This window comes from Streptomyces sp. NPDC091682, assembly GCF_044756625.1.
Classification (GTDB): domain Bacteria; phylum Actinomycetota; class Actinomycetes; order Streptomycetales; family Streptomycetaceae; genus Streptomyces.
In genome coordinates this window covers 224189-244698 of record NZ_JBIVTH010000005.1, presented here as the reverse complement: position 1 = coordinate 244698, position 20510 = coordinate 224189, and the positions used below count along the sequence as shown (strand labels likewise).

Sequence of the window (20510 nt, the reverse complement as noted above, 5' to 3'; positions counted from 1 at the left end):
TCAGCCCCGCACTTCGCGGTCGCGCAGCCCCGCGGGGTCGATCACCTCGCGGATCAGCCGCAGCTCGTCGGGGGTCGGCTCCCGCGTGTACGGGACCTCCTCGGCGACGGTCAGCTCGAACCCGGTGGCCGCCCGGACCTCCCCGACGGTGACCCCGGGGTGCACGGAGACCAGCCGCATCGCGTGGCAGGGGCCGCCGAAGTCGAAGACGCCGAGATCACTGACCACCCGGGGAAGGTGGTGGAAGCGGGTCACTCCCGCCGCCTCCGCGCGGTCGTAACCGACGCCGCTGACCATGTCCACGCGCTCGACGAAGACCCGGGTGGAGTGCTTGGGGATCCAATAGCTCACCGGATTGTTCAGGGTGTTGACGGGAGCACCGCGCACCCCGAGGAGCTGGCGCGCCGGCCGCTCCCAGTCGCCGATGCAGGAGATGTTCTGGTTGCCGAAGCGGTCGATCTGGCTGGCGCCCATCATCACGTGCCGCCGGCCGCCGGTGACCATGGTCAGGTGGCGCCGGTACGGGAGCCAACCCTCGGCCGTGCCGTCCAGCCCGACGAGCAGCGCCTCGCCGTCGGTCAGCAGCAGGTCGGGGGAGAAGGTCCGCTTCGCGAGCCGGGCCCCGAAGGAAGGGATCAGGCCCATCGGGCTGGCGAGCACCTCGCCGTTGTCGCGCCAGGCCTCGGCGCAGGCGATCACGCAGTACTCGGCGCGCGTGACGGTCGCGGTGGTCGGTGTGCTGGCCGGTGTCGTGGTCACGGCTGCTGCTCCTCGTGCCAGGTCCGTACGGCGGACTGGTAGTCGTGCTCGCCCGCTCCGGAGAGGAAGCGCGCCGAGAACTCGGGCCAGGGGGTGGTCGCGTAGAGCTTCTGGAAGGGCTCGTCGCGGTCGTAGTCGGGGACGCAGGAGGTGAAGTGCGCGCCGTTCGGGGTCTCCACGACCCCGGTCACGGAGTGCCGGCTGACGAGGAGGGATTGCGGGGGGCCGGCCTTGGTGAGCTCGGCGGTCTCGACGAGGTGCTCGCAGGAGACGTAGGCGGCGTCGGCGGCCTCGCAGAAGAGGTCGTCGAAGTACGGGTCGGGCCCCAGGTACTGGGCGTTGCCGAGGCGGTCGGCGCGGTTGAGGTGCACCAGGGCCGCGTCCATGCGCAGGGCGGGGACGGCGACGAGCTCCTCGCCGTCGTCGTAGGGGGAGGTGACCGTGCGCAGCTCCGGGTTGACCCGCATGACGTCGGAGCCGAGGCCCGCGCGGACGGGGAGGAAGGGGAGCCGGTTGGCGGCGGCGTGCAGGCCCCACATGAACATGGCCTCGTCGAGCTCGGTGAGGGTGAAGGCGGCGCGCTCGCGGGCGGCCCGGAAGTGGGGCTCCAGCGGGACGGAGTCGAGGGTGACGAAGGGGGCGACCAGCTTGCGGATCCGGCCGGCGGCGGCCAGCAGGCCGACGTCGGGGCCACCGTACGAGATCACGGTGAGATCGGTGATCTCGGACCGGAGCAGTGCCCGCACCAGGGCCATGGGTTTGCGCCGGGACCCCCAGCCGCCGATGCCGATGGTCATCCCGCTGTGCAGCTGCCCGACCACCTCCTCGGGCGACAGGGTCTTGTCCGTCCTGTCCGTCCTGCCGGTCATGCGCGTTCTCCCTTCCCGAAGGTGTCGCGGACCCGGTCGGCCACCCCGCTGAGGTTGGCCTCGAAGGTGAAGCCCTGCTCGAAGCGGTAGCTGCGGCGCACGTCCACGGGGTCGATCCCGTTGATGGCCGCCTTGGCGAGCCGGATCAGATGGCCGTCCTTCTTCGCGATCTCGGCGGCCAGCTCCAGGGCGGCGGCGCGCAGCTCCGCGCGCGGGACCACCTTCCAAACCGAGCCGTGGGCGTGCAGTTCGGCGGCGGTCGCGGTGCGCGAGGTGTAGTACAGCGCGCGCATCAGGTGCTGCGGGACCAGCCGCGCCAGGTGGGTGGCGGCGCCGAGCGCACCCCGGTCCAGTTCGGGCAGCCCGAAGGTGGCGTCCTCGGAGGCGACGATCGCGTCGGCGTTGCCGACGAGCCCGATGCCGCCGCCCAGGCAGAACCCGTGCACGGCCGCGACGACCGGCACCTCGCACTCGTACACGGCGGCGAAGGCCTCGTAGCAGCCCCGGTTGGCGCCGACGAGCGCGGCGTGTCCGCTGTCGCGCTGCATCTCCTTGATGTCGACGCCGGCGTTGAAGCCGCGGCCCTCGGCGGCGAGGACGACGCACCGGACCTCGGGGTCGCGGCCGGCCGCCCGCAGGGCGTCGGCGAGTTCGTACCAGCCCTGCACCGGGAGCGCGTTGACGGGTGGGAAGTCGACTGTGACGAGTGCGATGCCCTTGTCGGGGCTTGAGGTGGAGACACCCATGAGCGGATCAGCTACCTTTCCACCAAACATTTGTTAGGTGAGGAAGGTAGCAGCCCATGGAGCTCGACGGGAGGGTGGTCGTCGTCACCGGAGGAACCCGGGGCGTCGGCGCCGGGATCGCCCGGTCGTTCCTCGCGGCCGGCGCGGACGTGGTCGTCTGCGCCCGGCGGCCACCGGAGCAGGAGGTGGTGGCGGACGGTCGGACGGCCGCGTTCACCCCGGTCGACCTGCGCGATCCCGCCGCCGTGCACGCGTTCTTCGGCGCGGTCGCGGCCCGGTACGGGCGACTCGACTGCCTGGTCAACAACGCGGGCGGCACCCCGTACCGGCTGCTGAGCGAGGGCGAGGCGCAGCGCCACGCGCGCGTCGTCGAGCTCAACCTGATCGCGCCGATGGCCGCCTCGCTCGCGGCGTATCCCTGGCTGCGGGAAGCGCGGGGCTCGGTGGTCATGATCGGCAGCGTCAGCGGGACCCGTCCCTCGCCGGGGACGGCCGCGTACGGCGCAGCCAAGGCGGGGCTGGAGAACCTGGCCCGGTCCATGGCCGTCGAATGGGCCCCCGAAGTGCGGGTCAACTCCCTGGTCCTCGGCATGGTGCGGACCGAACTGGCCCACCTGCACTACGGCGACGAGACCGGCATCGCCGCGGTCGGCGCCACCGTCCCGTTGGGGCGCCTCGCGGACCCCTCGGACGTGGGGGCGGCGGCGGTGTTCCTGGCCTCGGACCGGGCGGCGTACGTGAGCGGGGCGAGCCTGCTGGTGCACGGGGGCGGCGAGCGCCCGGCGTTCTTGGATGCGGCAACTGTCAACAAGGAGGACCGAGATGGCGGGACTGTGTGAAGGTCGGGTCGTGATCGTGACGGGCGCGGGGCGGGGGTTGGGGCGCGCCCATGCGCTGGCCTTCGCGGCGGAAGGGGCGAAGGTCGTCGTCAACGACCTCGGGGTCGGCCTCGACGGGTTGCCGGGGCCGGACGGCCCGGCGGCCCGGGTGGTCGCCGAGATCGAGGCGCTGGGCGGCGAGGCGGTCGCGCACGGCGGGGACGTCGCCACGTCGAAGGGCGCGGCCTCGCTGGTGGCGGCGGCCGTGGACGCCTTCGGGCGCCTGGACACCCTCGTCAACAACGCGGGCTTCCTGCGGGACCGGATGCTGGTCAACCTGGACGAGGACGACTGGGACGCGGTCATGCGGGTCCACCTCAAGGGCCACTTCCTGCCGCTGCGGTCGGCGGCCGCGTGGTGGCGGGCGGAGGCGAAGGCGGGCCGGCCGGTGGTCGCCCGGGTGGTCAACACCTCCTCCGGGGCCGGCCTGCTGGGCTCGGTCGGCCAGGGCAACTACAGTGCGGCCAAGGCCGGGATCCTCGCCCTCACGGCGGTCGCGGCGCAGGAGATGGGCCCCTACGGGGTCCAGGTCAACGCGATCGCCCCGGCGGCACGGACCCGGATGACGGAGCGGACCTTCGCCGAGACCATGGCCGCTCCCGCGGCGGGCGACTTCGACGCGATGGCCCCCGAGAACGTCTCCCCGCTGGTGGTGTGGCTGGGGGCGGAGGCTTCGGCGGGGGTCACGGGCCGGGTCTTCGAGACGGAGGGCGGCCGGATCACGGTGATGGAGGGCTGGCGGCCGGGCCCCACGGCGGACCGGGGCGCGCGCCGGACCCCGGCGGAGGCGGGGGAGGCGGCCCGGGAACTCCTCGCGGCGGCGCAGGCTCCGCTGCCGGTGTACGGCGCGCGGTAGCGGGCCCCGGTCCGGCCCCGGCGGCGGGGTCGGAGGCTAAGGTTCCTGGTCCGGGACAAGAGCCGAAGGGACACGAACCGATGATGGCCGTCACGCCGACCCCGCAGAAGATCACCACGTTCCTGATGTTCGAGGGGCGGGCGGAGGAGGCGATGACCTTCTACCTCTCGCTGTTCGACGACGCGGAGGTGGTCGCCATCAGCCGCTACGGCCCCGACGAGACCGGACCCGGAGCCGGACCCGAGGGGACCGTGCGCCACGCGACCTTCTCCCTGGCCGGACAGCAGTTCATGTGCATCGACAGCCCGGCCCAGCACGCGTTCGGCTTCACGCCCGCCGTGTCGCTGTACGTCCAGTGCGAGGACGAGGCCGAGATCGAACGCCTCTACGGAGCCCTCGCCGAGCAGGGCACCGAGCTGATGCCCCTGGGCTCGTACGGGTTCAGCCATCGGTTCGGCTGGGTGAACGACCGCTTCGGCGTCTCCTGGCAGCTGAACGTCGCGGCCCCGCCCAGCGCGGGCGGGTGACGCGCCGGCCCGGACCGGATTGTCCCGGACCGGATTGTCCCGGACCGGATTGGCCCGGCCCGGGCCGGTTCCTTTCGTGCCCTCCCCGTGGGGGCCGGGTGCAGGGGACGGGAGCGGGCTCAGGCCGCGGCGGGCGCTCGCTCGGGGGCGGCCGTGGCGCTGCCGCCGTCCTTCTCGGCCCGCAGGTCCGGCAGGAGGGTGAACAGGCCGAGGAAGGCCATGACCACGCCGAGGACGAGCGGGGCCCGGAGCCCGTATGCGTTGATGCCGACGCCGCCGAGCCAGGAGCCGATGACGATGCCGAGCGTGATGAAGGAGGAGTGCACGGTGTTGACCAGCGGGCGGGCGTTCGCGGTGCGCTGGACCCGGGTGATCATGCAGGGGTTCATCGTGACGCCGACCAGACCGATGCCCATCATGAAGATCAGCGCGGGTGCGGTGACCTCGGCGAAGACGGCGAAGCCGGCGAGGAAGACCATGTTGAGCCCGAGCCCGACGAGCTGGGTCACGATCGTGTGCCGGTCGGCGAAGCGGCCCACGACGTGGTTGCCGACGACGGTCGCTGCTCCGTAGGCGACCAGCAGCCACGGCACCGAGCCCTCGCTGAAGCCGGTGAGCTCGGTGAGGATCGGCGTGAAGTAGCTGAAGGCGGAGAAGGTGGCGCCGATGATCAGCGTGGAGGTGGAGAACACCAGCCACAGCCGCGGGTTCTCGAAGACGCGCACCTCCTCCTTGACGGAGGGTCCGCCCTCCCCCTCGGCGCCGGTCACGGAAGGGACGCCGACGATCGTGGCGAGGGCCGCGAGCACGGTCAGCCCCGAGATCGCCCAGAAGGCGGCCCGCCAGCCGAACTGGCCGCCGACGAAGGTGGAGAGGGGCAGCCCGAGCAGGGTGCCGAGCATCAGCCCGTTCATGGCGGCGCCGATCGCCTTGCCGCGCACCTCCGGCTCGGTGATCTCGGCGACGACCGAGAGCGAGACGCCGAAGAAGGCGGAGGAGGCGACACCCGTGACGACGCGCCCGATGGCCATCGTCACGTAGTCGGTGGACAGCGCGGCCACGACGTTGCCGCCGAGGAAGACCGCGAAGAGCACCATCAGGGCGCTCTTGTGCGGGAGTTTGAGCACGGCGGTGGCCAGGAAGGGCCCGCCGAGAGCCATGGCGACGGCGAACGCGGTGATCAGGTAGCCGACTCGGGGGACGGTGACCCCGAGCCCTTCGGAGATCTGGGGCATCAGGCCGGCCACCACGAATTCACTGGTGACCATGGCGAAGATGCCGAGGGCGAGGACGTACACGGCCTTGGGCACGGCCGTCACCACCTTTCTATAAGAAAACGATCGTTCCAGAATGCGGGTGGGCGGGACCCCGCCCCGGGTCAAGGGGATTGAGGGTCGGTCAGTGGGCCCGAGGGGTCGGAGCCGGACGTCGAGCGGGCGTCAGCCGGTACGCGACAGGCCCGTGAGGGCCTGGTCGACGACCTGGGTCAGGTAGTCCCGGTCCGCCGTCCGCTCCATGACGCGCAGCCCCTGGGTGAGGGTGACGAGGAACCGGGCGGTGATGCGCACGTCGACGCCGGGCGCCAGCTCCCCGGCCACCTCCGCGCGCAGCAGGAGGTAGGCGAAGGCCTCCTCCAGGGACCCCAGTGCCCCGCCGAGCCGTTCGGCGGCCTTCGCGTCCCCCGGTAGCCGCTCCAGCACGCCGTGGGTGACCATGCACCCGCCGCGGAGCGGATCGGCCAGCGCTGATTCGACGTAGGAGAGGAGGAAGGCGCGCAGGACCGGCAGGGTGGGGCCCTCGTCGGAAGGGGCGAGGGCCGTCCGGGCGCGGTCCGCCTCGACGGCGCAGTACAGGTCCAGCGCCTTGAGGTAGAGGTCGTGCTTGGAGCCGTAGGCGGCGTACATGCTGGAGCGGTTGATGCCCAGCGCGTCCACGAGGTCCTGGATCGAGGTGGCCTCGTACCCCTGGTGGCGGAACAGCTCCATGGCCTTCACCAGGGCGGACTGCGGGTCGAACTCCTTGGGCCTCGCCATGGACCTGAGGCTACCCCATTTCCAACCGATCGTTTCAGAAAGGAGGTGCAGTGGTCCGGCGTTCGCCGAAATTCGGCGGGAACCGTCCCGCACCCACACCTCCCGGCGTGCGGACCAGCAGCGGCTTCGCCATGTGCGGATCACCTGCGAGGGCTGAAACGGAAGCGGGCCCGGCCCCCTGGCGAGGGGTCGGGTCCGAGTCTTCAGCGGTGCGTTGTCCTATGACTACCCGCTACATCCACTCGCTGAACCGCAACCGGCCCATCATGTTGCCCATTTCCTGTTCCGAGACCTTCGGCCGCGGATCCCGCGGGTCCCGGGGGGCCTTGCGGTCCCGGCGGGCCTGGCACGCCGTTCGCGCCGGCCGTGGCCGCGCCACCGACGACCCCGAGCGGACGCCGGTCCCTTTCGGCCAGGGTGCGATCGGCCTCGACATGCAGGCCACGATGTTGTGATGATCACTTACGAGAGCACCTCGCGCACGGCCAAGGCTGGAAACCTCAACCTCCACTTCCACGAGGCAGGACCGGACCGCACCGACGCCCCCGTCCTCGTCCTCCTCCACGGCGGCGGACCCGGCGCCTCGGCCTGGTCCAACTTCGGGCCCAACATGCCCTTCCTCGCCGAGCGGTTCCGCACCCTGCTCATCGACCAGCCCTGCTACGGCCGCTCCGACAAGCCCGAACCCGACCGCGACTACTTCAGCTTCAGCGCCGCTGCGACCGCCGCCCTCATGAACGAACTCGGCATCGAGAAGGCCCACTTCATCGGCAACTCCCTCGGCGGCGGCACCGCCGTCCGGATGTCGCTGAACCACCCGGACAAGGTGGGCAAGCTGCTGCTCATGAGCCCCGGTGGAATTTCGGTCAATCTCTTCTCGGCCGACCCCACCGAAGGCATCCGGCGGCTCTTCGCGTTCGCCGCGGCCGCCGAGCCCACCCGCGAGCAGATGCGCGCCTTCCTCACGACGCTCGTCCACGACCCCTCGCTCATCACCGACGAACTCGTCGAAGAGCGCTACGCCCGGGCCATGGACCCGGACGCGCGGATCGGAAGCGCCCGCATGGGCGCCTCCTTCGCCAACCCCGCCTGGCAGCAGGACACCCTGCTCTGGCGCGAGGCCCACCGCATCAGCCACCCCACCCTGCTCACCTGGGGGCGCGAGGACCGGGTCAACCCGCTCGACGGCGCGCTGTTCGCCCTCAAGGCCGTCCCCGACGCTCGCCTGCACGTCTTCCCGCGCTGCGGCCACTGGGCGCAGACCGAGGCCTTCGACGACTTCAACCGCCTCGCCGCGGACTTCTTCGCACATTGACGCCGAACCTCGCACCGGTCGGCGAGGGCTGCTCGGCGGCGGTGACGGGGGAGGCCTACCCCGGACCGGGCGCGACGATCGGCCCGGCCGCGGCCTTCGGCCGGGCGGCCAGGGGCGCCATCGCCGCGGGGCTCGGCTGACGGAGGCGGGGCCCCGGCGGTGCGGTGGGGCGGCGGGCTCGCACTGCCCGCCGCCCCGGGGCAGATCGGGTCGGGTCAGGTCGGGTCAGGTCGGATCGGCTCGGCTCGGTTCAGGAGAGCTTGCCGTTGTAGTCCGGCAGCTTGACGGTGCGCTCCGCGTGACCGCCGACGAGGTCGGTCGGGCTGTTGCCGATGTTGGCGATGATCGTGTAGCCGCGCGCCTCGATCTCCGCCCGCTTGCCCGTCTTGTAGGCGCTGACCTCATCGAACAGGTCGGGCAGGTCGCGGACGTAGAGCCCCGAGATCGGGTAGCCCACGGCCTTGAGGTTGCGCTCGGTGAGGGAGTGGATGATCCCGGGGCGGGCGGTGACGAAGAAGATCGCGACGCCGCGCTCGTGCGCGTACTGGGTCAGCGCGCGGACCTTGGCGATCGCGGGGGTCGGGAAGGTCCAGAACCAGTGGAAGTCCGTCTCCAACGAGGTGTTGTCGATGTCCAGGACGAGGGCGGGCTTCTCGCCGGCGGGCGAGGCGGCGATGCGGGCCTCGATGGCGGGCCGGGCCGCGTCGATCACGGCGGCGACGTCCCGCTGCCAGGTGGCGTAGTCGATGCCGAGGATCGCGGCGTTGCCGCCGGGCGCGGAGGCGGCCGGAGCCGCGGCCGCGGCCACGGGTGCGGGAGCCGGTGCCGGGACGGGCGCGGCCTGGGCCGCGGTGGCCGGAACCAGCGTCAGGACGGCGGCGGCCGCGGCCACGCCGATGGCGGCGGTACGGGGCGTACGGGTGCGGCGGGTGCTGCGCATGGGGGGCGCTCCCTCGGTCACGGAGTTGGCATGTACGTGACCAGAGTTGGCGAGAACCGACCCTATGTCTACTGGCCGGTAGGAAACTTTTTGTGGCCGCGTGATGAATGATCTACGTGGTGCAGTCGAGCACGGTGCGGCACAGCCCGCAACGGGCCCGCAGCCGCCCGCGCACCGGCACCCGCAGTCGCTGCGCGCACACCGGACACGGGAAGCTCACCCGCAACCCGGCGCCGGTCCCCTCCGGTTCGAAGCGGTAGGCGGAGCCGTCGGCGGGACCCGCACCGGCGGGACCCGCACCGGCGGGACCCGCACCGGCGCGGCGCGCCTTCGCGTACCGCCGCCGCGCCAGTGGCCCGGCGGCCGTCAGTGGGGCCCTGCGGTGGTCGCGCTCGGCCAGCGCGCGCCCGTGCACGTAGGCCTCGTACGCCTGCGGGCTGGTGAACCAGGGGGCGGGGTCCTCGCCGAACAGGGCGCCGCGCTTGGCGAGGACGTAACCGAACTCCTCCGGCGTGAGGTAGCCGAACCTCTGGTGGGTCAGGGCGTCCTCGCGGTACGCGTTCAGGAGCAGCCAGCCCGCCCCCAGGTAGGCGGCGGTGGTGTCGGTCAGGATCTCGTTCTCCGCGGTGCCGGGGAAGCGCAGGTCCAGCCGGTGCAGGAGGACGTGGGCCACCTCGTGCGCGAGGGCGGCCGCCAGGTCGCGGCGGTGGGTGCGGAAGCGGTCGTTGACCTCGACGAAGTACTCGGGGCCCGCGACCAGTTCCACGGTGGCGGCCTGCTCCATCGCCCGGAAGGAGACCACCATGCGCGCGTCGGGCAGTCGGAGCGTGCGCACCGTCGCGGCGGCCACCCGTTGTGCGCCCAGGTGGAGGTCATCGGCGTCGTCGAAAGCGGCGTCGACGGGGGCGAAGCTCGTGTCTTAGGCCCGGATCCCGTCGGCCGACAGTCGGCGGAAGAGCGCGGTGATCGAGGCGCGGACGGTCGCCAGATGCGGAAATCCGTGCTCGACGGGGCTGCGCGACCCCCTGTTCTCCGTCATCGGGCCCTCCTTACCGCAATCTCTGCCGCCGCGGCGGGAGTTGGCCGAAATTGCCTTCTTGATGTCCACCACACGCCTGTTGTGTCATGGACCCGTCATTCACCCGATGACGCGCACGCACAGCCCAACCCCCCACGAAAGGCAGTGTGTTGACTGTGACCACCCTTGTGCAGTTGATGAAGCGCACCCTCGCCGTCGGCGCGGTCGCCCTCGCCGCCGTCAGCCTCCAGCCCGGCACCGCCACCGCCGGCCCGGCACCCGTCGTCGGCGGCACCCGCGCCGCCCAGGGCGAGTTCCCCTTCATGGTGCGCCTCTCCATGGGCTGCGGCGGAGCCCTCTACACCCAGCAGATCGTCCTTACCGCCGCCCACTGCGTGAGCGGCTCCGGCAACAACACCTCCATCACCGCCACCGCCGGGGTCGTCGACCTCAACAGCTCCAGCGCCATCAAGGTCAAGTCCACCAAGGTCCTCCAGGCCCCCGGCTACAACGGCAAGGGCAAGGACTGGGCCCTCATCAAGCTCGCCAAGCCCATCAACCTGCCCACCCTCAAGATCGCCGACACCAAGGCCTACGACAGCGGCACCTTCACCGTCGCAGGCTGGGGAGCCGCCCGCGAGGGCGGCGGCCAGCAGCGCTACCTCCTGAAGGCCAACGTCCCCTTCGTCTCCGACGCCAGCTGCCAGAGCTCGTACGGCAGCGACCTCGTCCCCGGCGAGGAGATCTGCGCCGGCCTGCCGCAGGGCGGCGTCGACACCTGTCAGGGCGACTCCGGCGGCCCCATGTTCCGCCGCGACAACAACAACGCCTGGATCCAGGTCGGCATCGTCAGCTGGGGCGAGGGCTGCGCCCGACCGAACTACCCCGGCGTCTACACCGAGGTCTCCACCTTCGCCGCCGCGATCAAGAGCGCCGCGGCCGGCATGTAGCTCGCCCTGCTCCGCCCGCTCCTCCCGCCCACCCTTCCGGCCGGTCACGCACCGGCCGGAAGGGCGGTCTCCGGTTCCACGGCGGGCGACGGGTGGCGGCAGCGGGCGAGCGGTCACCGCTGGCGACCGTGGCACGGCCGGAACCTGCTTCCGGACGACCCTCGAAAGCCGGCCGGACACCGAGGTCGTCACCGCCGCCGCCTTCACCGCCACCGCCGCCGGACACCGGCCGGACCTCCTGCTCCTCGACGTCCGCATGCCGGGACTCGACGGCCTCGAAGTCACCCGCCGCCTCTCCGGCAACCCGGCCACGACCGACACACCGCACATCGTCATCGGCATCGTCACCACCTTCGACCTCGACGAGTACGCCCATGCGGCGCTCCGCGGCGGAGCGCCCGCCTTCCTCCTGAAGGACACCGGCCCCGCCGTGCTGGTTGAAGCGGTCCGGGCGGCAGTCGCCGGAGCCCCCTCGTCCCGCCCGCCGCCCGCCGCCCGCCGCCCGCCGCCCGCCGCCCGGTGATCGTGCCGGGCCCGGGCGATCCAGCGCTGCCGGGGGCGCCACCCAGTGGTAGCCGGAGGAGTTCGAGGCGCGGGGTCGGGGTCGGGATCGGGCCGGCTGCCCCGGGAGGTCCCGGCGCAGCCGGCCCGATCCCGATCCCGATCCCGATCCCGAGCTCGAGCCCGATTCCGCGCCCGGGCGCCCTCGCCCGCCAGCGCCGGCGGCCAGAGGTCACCGGGGCCACCCGCCGGCCCCTGGGCGTCCTAGCCCAGCGCGATGGCCCGCAGTGCGGCCAGGTGTCGCTCGTAGACCGCCCGCCCCTCGGCGGTCAGCGAGACCCAGGTGCGCGGACGCCGCCCGACCCGGCCCTTCTGGACCTGCACCCAGCCCGCCTCCTCCAGCGCCGCCACCTGTTTCGACAGTACCGAGTCCGAGACCTCGACCAGGTCCCGTACGAAAGCGAACTCGGCCTTGTCCAGCGGAGCCAGCGCCGCCACCACCGAAAGCCGTACGGGGGCGTTCAGCAGCGGCGCGAGGTCGTGCCGCGGATGCCCGCCCCGCTTCACGTCCGCCCCGGTGTCCGCGTCCGCCCCGGTGTCCGGGGTCGGCCCGTCCGTCATGCCGTCCTCCGCATCTCGGTCCAGGCGCCGACGGCCAGGGGCAGCGCACACACCGCCGCGGCCACCGCCGCGAACGGCACGCCGTGCCCGAACAGCGCGGTGCCGAGGGTGACCGTCAGGGCGAACAACGTCGCCCAGGACGCCACCAGCAGCACGTGCTTCTTCCCGAACCCCCGCCGCATCGCGCGCTGCCGCGCCGCGTACACGCTCAGCCCGGCCACCAGCAGCCCATTGGTCACCGAGAACGTCACCGCCGAGATCGGCCCGTGCCACAGCACGGCCATCGGTACGAGCACCAGCTGCCCGGCCGCGAACACCCACAGGTAGCGCGCGTACCAGCCGCTGCGCTGCCGCGCCGCCCGCTCCAGACCGGCCGCCCGACCCAACGCCCCGACCGCCTTCGCCGTCTCCTCCATGGTTCCCCCTCGCTCGCACACGGATGATCGCTCCTAGTCGATTTCCACTATGGCGAGTACTTTCCACTCTGGCAAGTGTCTGGCGGCCGTCTCACAGGCCGATTGCCCGAGGAACCGACGGCCGCCGCCACGTATTCTCGGGAACCATGAACATCAGCGACCTCGACAACGGCACCGGCACGGGCGCGGCCGACGACTCCGCAGGCATCGACGAGAGCGTCACCGCCGAACTCGCCCGCCTGCGCGACAGCATCGACAACATCGACGCCGCCGTCGTCCACATGCTCGCCGAACGCTTCAAGTGCACCCAGCAGGTCGGCCACCTCAAGGCCAGGCACCAGCTGCCCCCCGCCGACCCGGGCCGCGAAGCCAGCCAGATCGCCCGCCTGCGCCAGCTCGCCGAGAACGCCAAACTCGACCCCGCCTTCGCCGAGAAGCTCCTCAACTTCATCATCGCCGAGGTCATCCGCCACCACGAGACGATCGCTGCGGGCGAAGAGTAGAAGGGAGAAGCCGGGGGTCCGGCCGCCCACTGGGGCAGCATGGGCCCCATGTCCGCACTGACGCGCAACGAAGCGCAGCTCCGAGCCCAGCTCCTCGACGTCCAGCACTACGCCGTCACCCTCGACCTCACCGGCGACGACGAGACCTTCGACTCCGCCACCGTCGTCCGGTTCACCGCACGCACCGCCGCAGACACCTTCATCGAGCTGAAGCCCGCCGAATTGCGCTCGGCCACCCTCGACGGCATCCCCCTCGACCTGGCCACCCTCGCCGACGACCGGCTGCCGCTCACCGGCCTCACCGAAGGCCCCCACGAGCTGCACCTCGACACCCGCATGCGCTACTCGCGCACCGGCGAGGGCCTGCACCGCTTCACCGACCCGGCCGACAACCAGACGTACGTCTACAGCCAGATGTTCCTGGACGACGTCCAGCGGGTCTTCCCGGCCTTCGACCAGCCCGACCTCAAGGCCGTCTTCGAATTCACCGTCACCGCCCCCGCCCACTGGACCGTCCTCGCCAACGGCATCACCACCCGCACCGGCGCCGCCCCCGACAACAGCGGCGCAGCCATCTGGCAGTCCGCCCCCACCCCCCTCATCTCCACCTACCTCGCCGCCGTCGCCGCCGGCCCCTGGCACAGCATCCGCACCGAACACGCCGGACTGCCCTTCGGCATCCACTGCCGCCAGTCCCTCGCACCCCACATGGACGTCGACGCCGAAGAAATCCTTTCCATCACCAAGGCCTGCTTCGACCGGTACCAGGAGAAGTTCACCGAGCCCTACCCCTTCGACTCCTACGACCAGGCCTTCGTGCCCGAGTTCAACGCCGGCGCCATGGAGAACCCCGGACTCGTCACCTTCCGCGACGAGTTCATCTTCCGATCCGCCGTCACCGACACCGAACGCCAGTCCCGCGCCATGGTCATCGCCCACGAGATGGCCCACATGTGGTTCGGCGACCTCGTCACCCTCGCCTGGTTCGACGACATCTGGCTCAACGAATCCTTCGCCGAATACATGGGCTACCAGACCCTCACCGAAGCCACCCGCTTCACCGACACCTGGACCGACTTCGGCGTCACCCGCAAGCCCTGGGGCTACGACGCCGACCAGCGCCCCTCCACCCACCCCGTCGCCCCCGCCCCCGAAGACGTCCCCGACACCGCCTCCGCCCTCCTCAACTTCGACGGCATCTCCTACGCCAAGGGCGCCTCCGCCCTGCGCCAGCTCGTCGCCTGGCTCGGCGAGAAGGACTTCCTGGCCGGCATCAACACCCACTTCGCCCGCCACAAGTTCGCCAACGCCTCCCTCGCCGACTTCATCGACTCCCTCGCCGCCCACACCGAACGCGACATCCGCGCCTGGGCCGACATCTGGCTGCGCACCACCGGCATCGACACCCTCACCTCCCGCATCGAGGAATCCGAGGGCCGCCCCGACACCGCCACCGGCTGGACCCTCGCCGTCGACCGCCGCGGCAGCCGCCCCCACCACATCGCCGTCGGCGTCTACGACCGCGACCCCGCCGACGACCGCTTCCTCGAACTGCGCGAACTCCTCGACCTCGACGTCCCCTCCGACGAGATCATCTCCGTGACCGGAGCCCGCCCGGCCCTCCTCGTCCTCAACGACGTCGACCTCACCTACGCCAAGGTCCGGCTCGACGAAACCTCCGTCGAAACGGTCCTGCGCAGCCTCTCCGGCATCCCCGAGGCACTCACCCGCGCCGTCGTCTGGAACGCCCTGCGCGACATGGTCCGCGACGGCGAACTCGACCCCCACGCCTACCTGGCCACCGCCGCCGCGCACCTGCCCGAAGAGGACGACCTCGCCATCGTCCAAGGCGTCCTCGCCTTCGCCCGCACCCAGGTTGCCGTGCGCTACCTCGCCCCCGAAGAGCAGACCGCGGCCCTCGCCACCCTCACCACCATCGCCCGCGACCTGCTCCGGCGCACCGAGGACGGCTCCGAGCCCGGCATGCGGCTGACCGCCGTACGCACCCTCGTCGACAGCGCCACCCAGCCCGACACCATCGCCGCCTGGCTCACCGACGACACCGTCCCCGGCGGCCCCGCACTCGACCCCGAACTGCGCTGGCGCATCCTCGGCCGCCTCGCCGTCCTCGGCGCCGTCGGGGAAGCCGAGATCGACGCCGCCCTCGCCGCAGACACCAGCGCCACCGGCCAGGAAGGCGCCGCCCGCTGCCGCGCCGCCCTCCCCACCATCGAGGCCAAGGCCGCCGCCTGGGACCGCCTCTTCCACGACGACAGCCTGTCCAACTACCTCTTCAGCGCCACCGCCCAGGGCTTCTGGCAGCCCGAACAGGCCGAACTGCTCACGCCGTACGTCACCCGCTACTACCCGGAGGCCGTCGCCCTCGGCGCCCGCCGCGGCCCGGCCATCGGCGAAGCCGCTGGCCGCTGGGCGTTCCCCGCGTACGCCGTCGACGAGTCCAACCTCCAGGCCGGCCACACCTGCCTCACGAACCCGGACGTCATCCCCCTCCTGCGCCGCAAACTGGTCGACCAACTCGACGACCTCGCCCGCGCCCTCAAGGTCCGCCGAGCCTCTGCCGAGAGCTAGCCGGAAGCCGGCGAACGGGGCCCGAGCCAGGCCCGGGCCCCCGACCGGCCCCTTGGCCCAGGCCGGCCCCGCAGCCCCCGACCCGGCCCCGGGCCCCGGCTGTGGTTCCCGACCCGGGCCCCGGGCTCGGGCCCCCGACCCGGTCCCTGGCCCGGTCACGGGCTCGGCCCCCGAGCCGGCCCCGGGCTCGGCCCCTGGTCCCGGCTGTGGCCGCCGGCCTGGCCTCTGGTCCCGTTCCAGCCTCTGGTCCCTGCCCAGCTCCTGGTTCCGTTCCGGCCCGTGGCCCCGCCCCCGGCTGAACCCGGGCTCGGCCCCTGGTCCCGGCTGTGGCCCCCAGCCTGGCCTCCGGTCCCGTTCCGGCTCCCGGTCCCGGCACTCCCTCCGGCTGTGCCCGGGCTCCGGCCCTTGGTCTCGGGCTCTGGCCCCGGGCCCGGCCCCTGTCCGGCTCCTGGTCCCGTCCCGGCGCCTGGCCCGACCTCTGGCCCCTGGACCCGTTCCGGCCCATAACGCCGGCCCCCGCCACCGGGCCCCGGCTTCCGGGGCTGGGCCCCCGGGCTCCGGCCCGGGTCCGGTCCCCGGCTTGGCCTCTGGTCCCGTTCCGGCTCCCGGTCCCGGCACCCCCGGCTGCGCCCGGGCTCCGGCCCCCCCCGGGCCCCGCCCCTGCCCCCGCTCCGGCCGGCCCTCGGCCGGGGCTTGGTCGGGGCTTGGTCGGTCGGTTTCTCGACTCCGGACAAACCCCGGCGGTTACCCCATTCGGGTCTGATCGTTGTACCGGCCGGGTGCGGTGCCCGCCCCGCCCGCCCCGCACCCGGCCAGCCCCGGAGGACCCCGATGACCGCGCCGCCCGGCCCACGCGCAACACCCCCGCTCGCCGGAGGCCCCGACGGGCCCACCGCCCTGCGCCCCCTCCTCGACACCGTCCTCGACGCCCTCACCACCGGCGCCCACGACCGCGGCGGCCCCCTCCCCGCCGGCGGCCCGACCACCGTCACCGCCCGCGTCCACGCCGCCCTCGGCGACGCCGGCGTACTCCCCGCCCACGGCACCGGCGCCCACGAAGCCCTCCGCACCCTCGTCCACACCCTGGCCGCCGGCGCCGCCGACCCCGCCGACCCCCTCTGCGCAGCCCACCTGCACTGCCCCCCGCTCGCCGTCGCGGCCGCCGCCGACCTCGCCGCCTCCGCCCTGAACCCCTCCCTCGACTCCTGGGACCAGGCCCCCGCCGCCTCCGCCGTCGAAGCCCTCCTCACCCGCACGCTCGCCGCCGAGTTCTACGACACCCCCCACGCCGACGCCCTCGTCACCACCGGCGGCACCGAAGCCAACCAACTCGCCGTCCTCCTCGCCCGCGAACGCCACGGCCCCGCCCTCACCGTCCTCCACGGAGCCAACGCCCACCACTCCGTACCCCGCGCCGCCTGGCTCCTCGGCCTGCCCCCGGCCACCGAACTCCCCACCCCCGCCGGCACCCTCGACCCCGCCCGCCTCGCCGAAGCCCTCGCCGCCACCCCCGGCCCCACCCTCGTCACCGCCACCGCCGGCACCACCGACGCAGGCCTCATCGACCCGCTCCACCGCATCGCCGACCTCTGCGACCGCTACGGCGCCGACCTCCACATCGACGCCGCCTACGGCGGCCTCCTCGCCCTCAGCCCCCGTCACCGCGACCAACTCGCCGGACTCGGCCGCGCCCACTCCCTCACCATCGACCTGCACAAACTCGGCTGGCAGCCCGTCGCCGCAGGCCTCCTCGCCGTCCCCGACACCGCCCTCCTGGCCCCCCTCGCCCACCAGGCCGACTACCTCAACGCCACCGACGACACCGAAGCGGGCCTGCCCGACCTCCTCGGCCGCTCCCTGCGCACCACCCGCCGCCCCGACGCCCTCAAGATCGCCACCACCCTCCGCGCCCTCGGCCGCGACGGCCTCACCGCGCTCATCGACCGCACCGTCGACACCGCACACCACCTCGCCCGACTCCTCGACGCCCACCCCGGCTTCGAACTCCACGCACCCCCCACCCTCACCACCGTCCTCTTCCGGCCCACCCACGCCGACGACGACCACCTCGCCACCCTGCGCCGCACCCTCCTGCACCAAGGCCGCGCCGTCCTCGGCCGCACCCACGCCGACGGCCGCCTCTGGCTCAAAGCCACCCTGCTCAACCCGCACACCACAGCGGGGGACCTGGACCAGCTCATTTCCCTCCTGGAAGGCAGCACCCACCGATGACCGCCCAGCTCGACGCCCCCCACGACCTCGTCGGAATCGGGATCGGCCCCTTCAACCTGTCCCTCGCAGCGCTCGCCCACGGCCTGCCCCAACAAGGAGCCGGCGAACTCGCCACCGCCTTCTACGACCAGCGCCGCGACTTCCGCTGGCACCCCGGACTCCTCATCGAAGGAGCCACCCTCCAGGTCCCCTTCCTCGCCGACCTGGTCACCCTCGCCGACCCGGCCAGCCCCTGGAGCTTCCTCAGCTACCTCAGGCACAAGGAACGGCTCTTCCCCTTCTACTTCGCCGAGCAGTTCCACATCCACCGCGCCGAATACGACGCCTACTGCCGCTGGGTCGCCGGCCGCGTCCCCGGACTCCACTTCGGCCACCAGGTCGACGCCGTCCGCTGGAACCCCGAACGCGACCTCTTCGAAGTCGACTTCACCCAACTCGACGCCACCGGCGAAGCCGAAGCCCTCGGCCGCACCCACGCCCGTAACCTCGCCCTCGGCATCGGCACCGCCCCCTACGTCCCCGAACCCCTGCGCCCCCTCGCCGACGCCCCCACCGTCCCCGTCATCCACTCCGCCGACTACCTCGACAACCGCCAACGCATCCTCGGCGCCGAACACGTCACCGTCATCGGATCGGGCCAGTCCGGCGCCGAAGTCTTCCTCGACCTCCTGCGCGCCCGCCCCGCCGGCCGCGAACGCCTCACCTGGCTCGCCCGCACCCCCTCCTTCGCCCCCATGGAGTACTCCAAGCTCGGCCTCGAACACTTCACCCCCGACTACACCCGCTACTTCCACTCCCTCCCCGAACCCGTACGCGACCAACTCGTCCCCACCCAATGGCAACTCCACAAGGGCATCGACACCGACACCATCGCCGCCATCCACTCCGAGCTCTACCGCCGCACCCTCCACGGAGGCTGGCCCGACGCCGTCCTCACCCCCGGAGTCAGCGTCCGCACCGCCGGTCGCGTCGCCACCACCAAGGTCGAACTCCACCTCGAACACGTCGAGCAGGGCACCCGCTCCCGCCTCACCACCGACGCCGTCGTCCTCGCCACCGGATACCGGGAGCGACCGCTGGGCAGCCTCCTCGCCGGCCTCGACCCGTACCTGCGCAAGGACTCCTCCGGCCGCCCCCGCATCGACGACCGCTACCGGATGATCCTCGACCCCACCGTCACCGGCAGCGTCTTCGTCCAGAACGGCGAACGCCACTCCCACGGTGTCGGCGCCCCCGACCTCGGCCTCGCCGCCTGGCGCAGCGCCGCCATCCTCAACACCCTCACCGGCAAGGAGCCCTACCCCCAGCCGGCCCGCACCGCCTTCACGACCTTCGGCCTCGACCAGCGCGAACACAGCCGACCCCGCCCCGCCGGCGAACTCCGCCCCCTCGTCGACCACCCCTGAGAGGTCCGCGTCCGGTGATCGAGATCCCGCCCCCACCGCCCCGGGCCGCCACGAGGGGCGGGAACGTGACCGGATACAACTATCTGCGCAGACCGAACGTCCCTTCTGTCGAAGAAACGTTTCCAGGGGGTTTTGTCTGTGAAGTTTTCCCGGATCGCCGCAGCGGTGACCACCGCTGCCCTTGCTCCGGCCGTCCTCATCGCGTCACCGGCCTTCGCCGCCGGCCACGACGCCCCGGCCACCGGCAACCAGCCGGCACCGACCACGCCGGACCAGGCCGTGCCCGACCAGGCCGCGCCCGACCGGGCCGAAGAGGACCGCAAGACCATCCTCGCGATCATCGCCCACCCGATGGCCAGCGAGTTCATGAAGGAAGCCGGCCGCAAGGCCATCGCCGACGGCCCCAAGGCCATGCGCAAGTTCATCGAAGTCGACCAGCACAACATCCGCATGGACGACTACCGCATCGCGATCCTGCGCCTCCTCCCGGGCGCCGGCCCCGGCCTGAAGGAAGGCGTCAACAAGGTCCTCAGCAGCAACCCGACCATCGACCAGCTCCGCCACTTCTACGACGCCACCCAGCACGAGCTGCGCGACGACGACAACAAGGTCGAGATCTCCCGGCTCATCAGCACCGGCGGCACCGGCGTGAAGGAAGCCGGCAAGAAGGCCCTGAAGGGCACCCCCGCCGACCGCGCGGAGTTCCTCAAGACCGGCCGCCACCACGCCCAGGCCCAGGACGATCTGGTCGAACTGGCCCGCATCGACGAGGGCTGGGACGGCCCGATCCTCACCGAGGCGATCGGCAAGCTCATGAACGGATCGCCGACCCCGGCCGAGTTGCGCCACTTCCTGGAAGTGACCCAGTACCAGCTCCGCGACCAGGACAACCGCGTCGCCATCGCGAAGACCATCGACGGCGGCGGCCCGGAACTCGTCAAGGCCGGCCGCGCCGCCCTCGCCGGCACCCCCGCCGACCGGACCGAGTTCCTCAAGACGGGCCAGCACGAGGCCCGCGCCAAGGACCAGGCCGCCAAGGACAAGGAAAAGCCCGCCCCCGACAAGGACGGTCAGGAACAGGGCAACGGCGCCGGCACGGGCTCCGGTACCGACAACACGAACACCGGCACCGGCACCGGCAACATCGCCGTCACCGCCCAGGGCCACAACGGATCCCCCCTCGCCACCACCGGCGCGGGCGACCACACCACCCTGATCGCCGGCGGCGCGGGCACCGCGATCGCCGCGGGCGCCGGACTGCTCCTCGCCGCCCGCATGCGCCGCGCCGGCGCCGGCGCCGCACGCTGACCGAACCCGCACCACCAGGGGTGGCCGACCGCAGCACACCACG

At 72.5% G+C, this 20510-nt stretch carries 19 protein-coding genes and 2 pseudogenes; 12 read left to right on the top strand and 9 right to left on the bottom strand.

Annotated features, from left to right (window positions below; genetic code table 11):
• From ACIQK6_RS14190 to ACIQK6_RS14180, 3 genes are read right to left on the bottom strand one after another with little or no spacing between them, the layout of a single operon-like run.
• Positions 1–759 (bottom strand): CoA-transferase subunit beta, encoded by a 759-nt coding sequence (locus tag ACIQK6_RS14190; RefSeq protein ID WP_402694881.1) that lies wholly within the window; start codon positions 757–759, stop codon positions 1–3.
• On the bottom strand, positions 756–1628 hold the full coding sequence (locus ACIQK6_RS14185; protein ID WP_329103048.1) for a CoA-transferase: 873 nt from the start codon (positions 1626–1628) through the stop codon (positions 756–758). The genes ACIQK6_RS14190 and ACIQK6_RS14185 overlap by 4 nt, the downstream gene beginning before the upstream one ends.
• Positions 1625–2374 carry an enoyl-CoA hydratase family protein gene (locus ACIQK6_RS14180; RefSeq protein ID WP_329103050.1) on the bottom strand — a complete coding sequence of 250 codons (750 nt, stop codon included), beginning with the start codon at positions 2372–2374 and terminating at the stop codon, positions 1625–1627. Before ACIQK6_RS14180 ends, ACIQK6_RS14185 begins: the two co-directional genes overlap by 4 nt.
• Before the next feature lie 56 nt (positions 2375–2430).
• Between ACIQK6_RS14180 and ACIQK6_RS14175 the strand changes: the two genes are divergently transcribed.
• From ACIQK6_RS14175 to ACIQK6_RS14165, 3 genes are all read left to right on the top strand, one after another.
• On the top strand, positions 2431–3213 hold the full coding sequence (locus ACIQK6_RS14175; RefSeq protein ID WP_329103052.1) for an SDR family oxidoreductase: 783 nt from the start codon (positions 2431–2433) through the stop codon (positions 3211–3213).
• Positions 3197–4108 carry an SDR family oxidoreductase gene (locus tag ACIQK6_RS14170; protein WP_402694880.1) on the top strand — a complete coding sequence of 304 codons (912 nt, stop codon included), beginning with the start codon at positions 3197–3199 and terminating at the stop codon, positions 4106–4108. The genes ACIQK6_RS14175 and ACIQK6_RS14170 overlap by 17 nt, the downstream gene beginning before the upstream one ends.
• Positions 4109–4188: 80 nt before the next feature.
• The gene (locus ACIQK6_RS14165; protein ID WP_266597768.1) at positions 4189–4635 is read left to right on the top strand and encodes a VOC family protein; all 447 of its coding nucleotides are present in this window, start codon (positions 4189–4191) and stop codon (positions 4633–4635) included.
• A gap of 119 nt (positions 4636–4754) precedes the next feature.
• Here the strand turns inward: ACIQK6_RS14165 and ACIQK6_RS14160 are convergent, their stop codons facing one another.
• The gene (locus ACIQK6_RS14160; protein ID WP_329103056.1) at positions 4755–5945 is read right to left on the bottom strand and encodes an MFS transporter; all 1191 of its coding nucleotides are present in this window, start codon (positions 5943–5945) and stop codon (positions 4755–4757) included.
• Between the two features lie 129 nt (positions 5946–6074).
• On the bottom strand, positions 6075–6668 hold the full coding sequence (locus tag ACIQK6_RS14155; protein WP_402694879.1) for a TetR/AcrR family transcriptional regulator: 594 nt from the start codon (positions 6666–6668) through the stop codon (positions 6075–6077).
• Between the two features lie 454 nt (positions 6669–7122).
• Between ACIQK6_RS14155 and hsaD the strand changes: the two genes are divergently transcribed.
• Together hsaD and ACIQK6_RS14145 are read left to right on the top strand one after the other, a co-directional pair.
• Positions 7123–7983, top strand: coding sequence for a 4,5:9,10-diseco-3-hydroxy-5,9,17-trioxoandrosta-1(10),2-diene-4-oate hydrolase (gene hsaD, locus ACIQK6_RS14150; RefSeq protein WP_329103060.1), 861 nt, complete (start codon positions 7123–7125; stop codon positions 7981–7983).
• The gene (locus tag ACIQK6_RS14145) at positions 7980–8123 is read left to right on the top strand and encodes a hypothetical protein (protein WP_329103061.1); all 144 of its coding nucleotides are present in this window, start codon (positions 7980–7982) and stop codon (positions 8121–8123) included. Before hsaD ends, ACIQK6_RS14145 begins: the two co-directional genes overlap by 4 nt.
• A 110-nt stretch (positions 8124–8233) precedes the next feature.
• Here ACIQK6_RS14145 and ACIQK6_RS14140 read toward each other — a convergent pair whose 3' ends face one another.
• Both ACIQK6_RS14140 and ACIQK6_RS14135 read right to left on the bottom strand, forming a co-directional pair.
• Positions 8234–8923, bottom strand: a complete 690-nt coding sequence (locus tag ACIQK6_RS14140; protein ID WP_329103063.1) for an HAD family acid phosphatase — start codon at positions 8921–8923, stop codon at positions 8234–8236.
• A gap of 112 nt (positions 8924–9035) precedes the next feature.
• Positions 9036–9962 (bottom strand): annotated as a pseudogene (locus ACIQK6_RS14135) (hypothetical protein).
• 176 nt (positions 9963–10138) lie between these two features.
• On the opposite strand from ACIQK6_RS14135, the gene ACIQK6_RS14130 reads away from it, so the two are divergent.
• Positions 10139–10891, top strand: a complete 753-nt coding sequence (locus ACIQK6_RS14130) for a trypsin-like serine protease (protein ID WP_376163066.1) — start codon at positions 10139–10141, stop codon at positions 10889–10891.
• A 202-nt stretch (positions 10892–11093) separates the two neighbouring features.
• Positions 11094–11414: pseudogene (locus ACIQK6_RS14125) on the top strand (response regulator transcription factor); the annotation flags it as partial.
• Positions 11415–11656: 242 nt separating this feature from the next.
• Here ACIQK6_RS14125 and ACIQK6_RS14120 read toward each other — a convergent pair.
• On the bottom strand, positions 11657–12013 hold the full coding sequence (locus ACIQK6_RS14120; RefSeq protein WP_329103068.1) for a transcriptional regulator: 357 nt from the start codon (positions 12011–12013) through the stop codon (positions 11657–11659).
• Positions 12010–12429 (bottom strand): hypothetical protein, encoded by a 420-nt coding sequence (locus ACIQK6_RS14115; protein WP_329103071.1) that lies wholly within the window; start codon positions 12427–12429, stop codon positions 12010–12012. Before ACIQK6_RS14115 ends, ACIQK6_RS14120 begins: the two co-directional genes overlap by 4 nt.
• A 146-nt stretch (positions 12430–12575) precedes the next feature.
• Between ACIQK6_RS14115 and ACIQK6_RS14110 the strand changes: the two genes are divergently transcribed.
• The 5 genes from ACIQK6_RS14110 to ACIQK6_RS14090 all read left to right on the top strand — a co-directional run bounded on the left by ACIQK6_RS14110 (position 12576) and on the right by ACIQK6_RS14090 (position 20467).
• Positions 12576–12932: a chorismate mutase gene (locus tag ACIQK6_RS14110; protein WP_329103073.1), complete on the top strand. Its 357-nt coding sequence runs from the start codon at positions 12576–12578 to the stop codon at positions 12930–12932.
• Between the two features lie 48 nt (positions 12933–12980).
• Positions 12981–15521: an aminopeptidase N gene (gene pepN / locus ACIQK6_RS14105; protein ID WP_402694878.1), complete on the top strand. Its 2541-nt coding sequence runs from the start codon at positions 12981–12983 to the stop codon at positions 15519–15521.
• 831 nt (positions 15522–16352) lie between these two features.
• The gene (locus tag ACIQK6_RS14100) at positions 16353–17753 is read left to right on the top strand and encodes a pyridoxal phosphate-dependent decarboxylase family protein (protein WP_402694877.1); all 1401 of its coding nucleotides are present in this window, start codon (positions 16353–16355) and stop codon (positions 17751–17753) included.
• Positions 17750–19159 carry a SidA/IucD/PvdA family monooxygenase gene (locus ACIQK6_RS14095; protein WP_329103079.1) on the top strand — a complete coding sequence of 470 codons (1410 nt, stop codon included), beginning with the start codon at positions 17750–17752 and terminating at the stop codon, positions 19157–19159. The genes ACIQK6_RS14100 and ACIQK6_RS14095 overlap by 4 nt, the downstream gene beginning before the upstream one ends.
• Positions 19160–19297: 138 nt before the next feature.
• Positions 19298–20467, top strand: coding sequence for an ALF repeat-containing protein (locus tag ACIQK6_RS14090; RefSeq protein WP_402694876.1), 1170 nt, complete (start codon positions 19298–19300; stop codon positions 20465–20467).
• The last annotated feature ends 43 nt before the right edge of the window (positions 20468–20510 follow it).

What these genes read in the sequence shown, in the direction of transcription:
- ACIQK6_RS14185 (WP_329103048.1), bottom strand. Translation starts at nt 1,628, where the DNA reads ATGACCGGCAGGACGGACAGGACGGACAAGACCCTGTCGCCCGAGGAG.
- ACIQK6_RS14180 (WP_329103050.1), bottom strand. Translation starts at nt 2,374, where the DNA reads ATGGGTGTCTCCACCTCAAGCCCCGACAAGGGCATCGCACTCGTCACA.
- ACIQK6_RS14175 (WP_329103052.1), top strand. Translation starts at nt 2,431, where the DNA reads ATGGAGCTCGACGGGAGGGTGGTCGTCGTCACCGGAGGAACCCGGGGC.
- ACIQK6_RS14170 (WP_402694880.1), top strand. Translation starts at nt 3,197, where the DNA reads ATGGCGGGACTGTGTGAAGGTCGGGTCGTGATCGTGACGGGCGCGGGG.
- ACIQK6_RS14165 (WP_266597768.1), top strand. Translation starts at nt 4,189, where the DNA reads ATGATGGCCGTCACGCCGACCCCGCAGAAGATCACCACGTTCCTGATG.
- ACIQK6_RS14155 (WP_402694879.1), bottom strand. Translation starts at nt 6,668, where the DNA reads ATGGCGAGGCCCAAGGAGTTCGACCCGCAGTCCGCCCTGGTGAAGGCC.
- hsaD (WP_329103060.1), top strand. Translation starts at nt 7,123, where the DNA reads ATGATCACTTACGAGAGCACCTCGCGCACGGCCAAGGCTGGAAACCTC.
- ACIQK6_RS14140 (WP_329103063.1), bottom strand. Translation starts at nt 8,923, where the DNA reads ATGCGCAGCACCCGCCGCACCCGTACGCCCCGTACCGCCGCCATCGGC.
- ACIQK6_RS14130 (WP_376163066.1), top strand. Translation starts at nt 10,139, where the DNA reads ATGAAGCGCACCCTCGCCGTCGGCGCGGTCGCCCTCGCCGCCGTCAGC.
- ACIQK6_RS14120 (WP_329103068.1), bottom strand. Translation starts at nt 12,013, where the DNA reads ATGACGGACGGGCCGACCCCGGACACCGGGGCGGACGCGGACACCGGG.
- ACIQK6_RS14115 (WP_329103071.1), bottom strand. Translation starts at nt 12,429, where the DNA reads ATGGAGGAGACGGCGAAGGCGGTCGGGGCGTTGGGTCGGGCGGCCGGT.
- ACIQK6_RS14110 (WP_329103073.1), top strand. Translation starts at nt 12,576, where the DNA reads ATGAACATCAGCGACCTCGACAACGGCACCGGCACGGGCGCGGCCGAC.
- pepN (WP_402694878.1), top strand. Translation starts at nt 12,981, where the DNA reads ATGTCCGCACTGACGCGCAACGAAGCGCAGCTCCGAGCCCAGCTCCTC.
- ACIQK6_RS14100 (WP_402694877.1), top strand. Translation starts at nt 16,353, where the DNA reads ATGACCGCGCCGCCCGGCCCACGCGCAACACCCCCGCTCGCCGGAGGC.
- ACIQK6_RS14095 (WP_329103079.1), top strand. Translation starts at nt 17,750, where the DNA reads ATGACCGCCCAGCTCGACGCCCCCCACGACCTCGTCGGAATCGGGATC.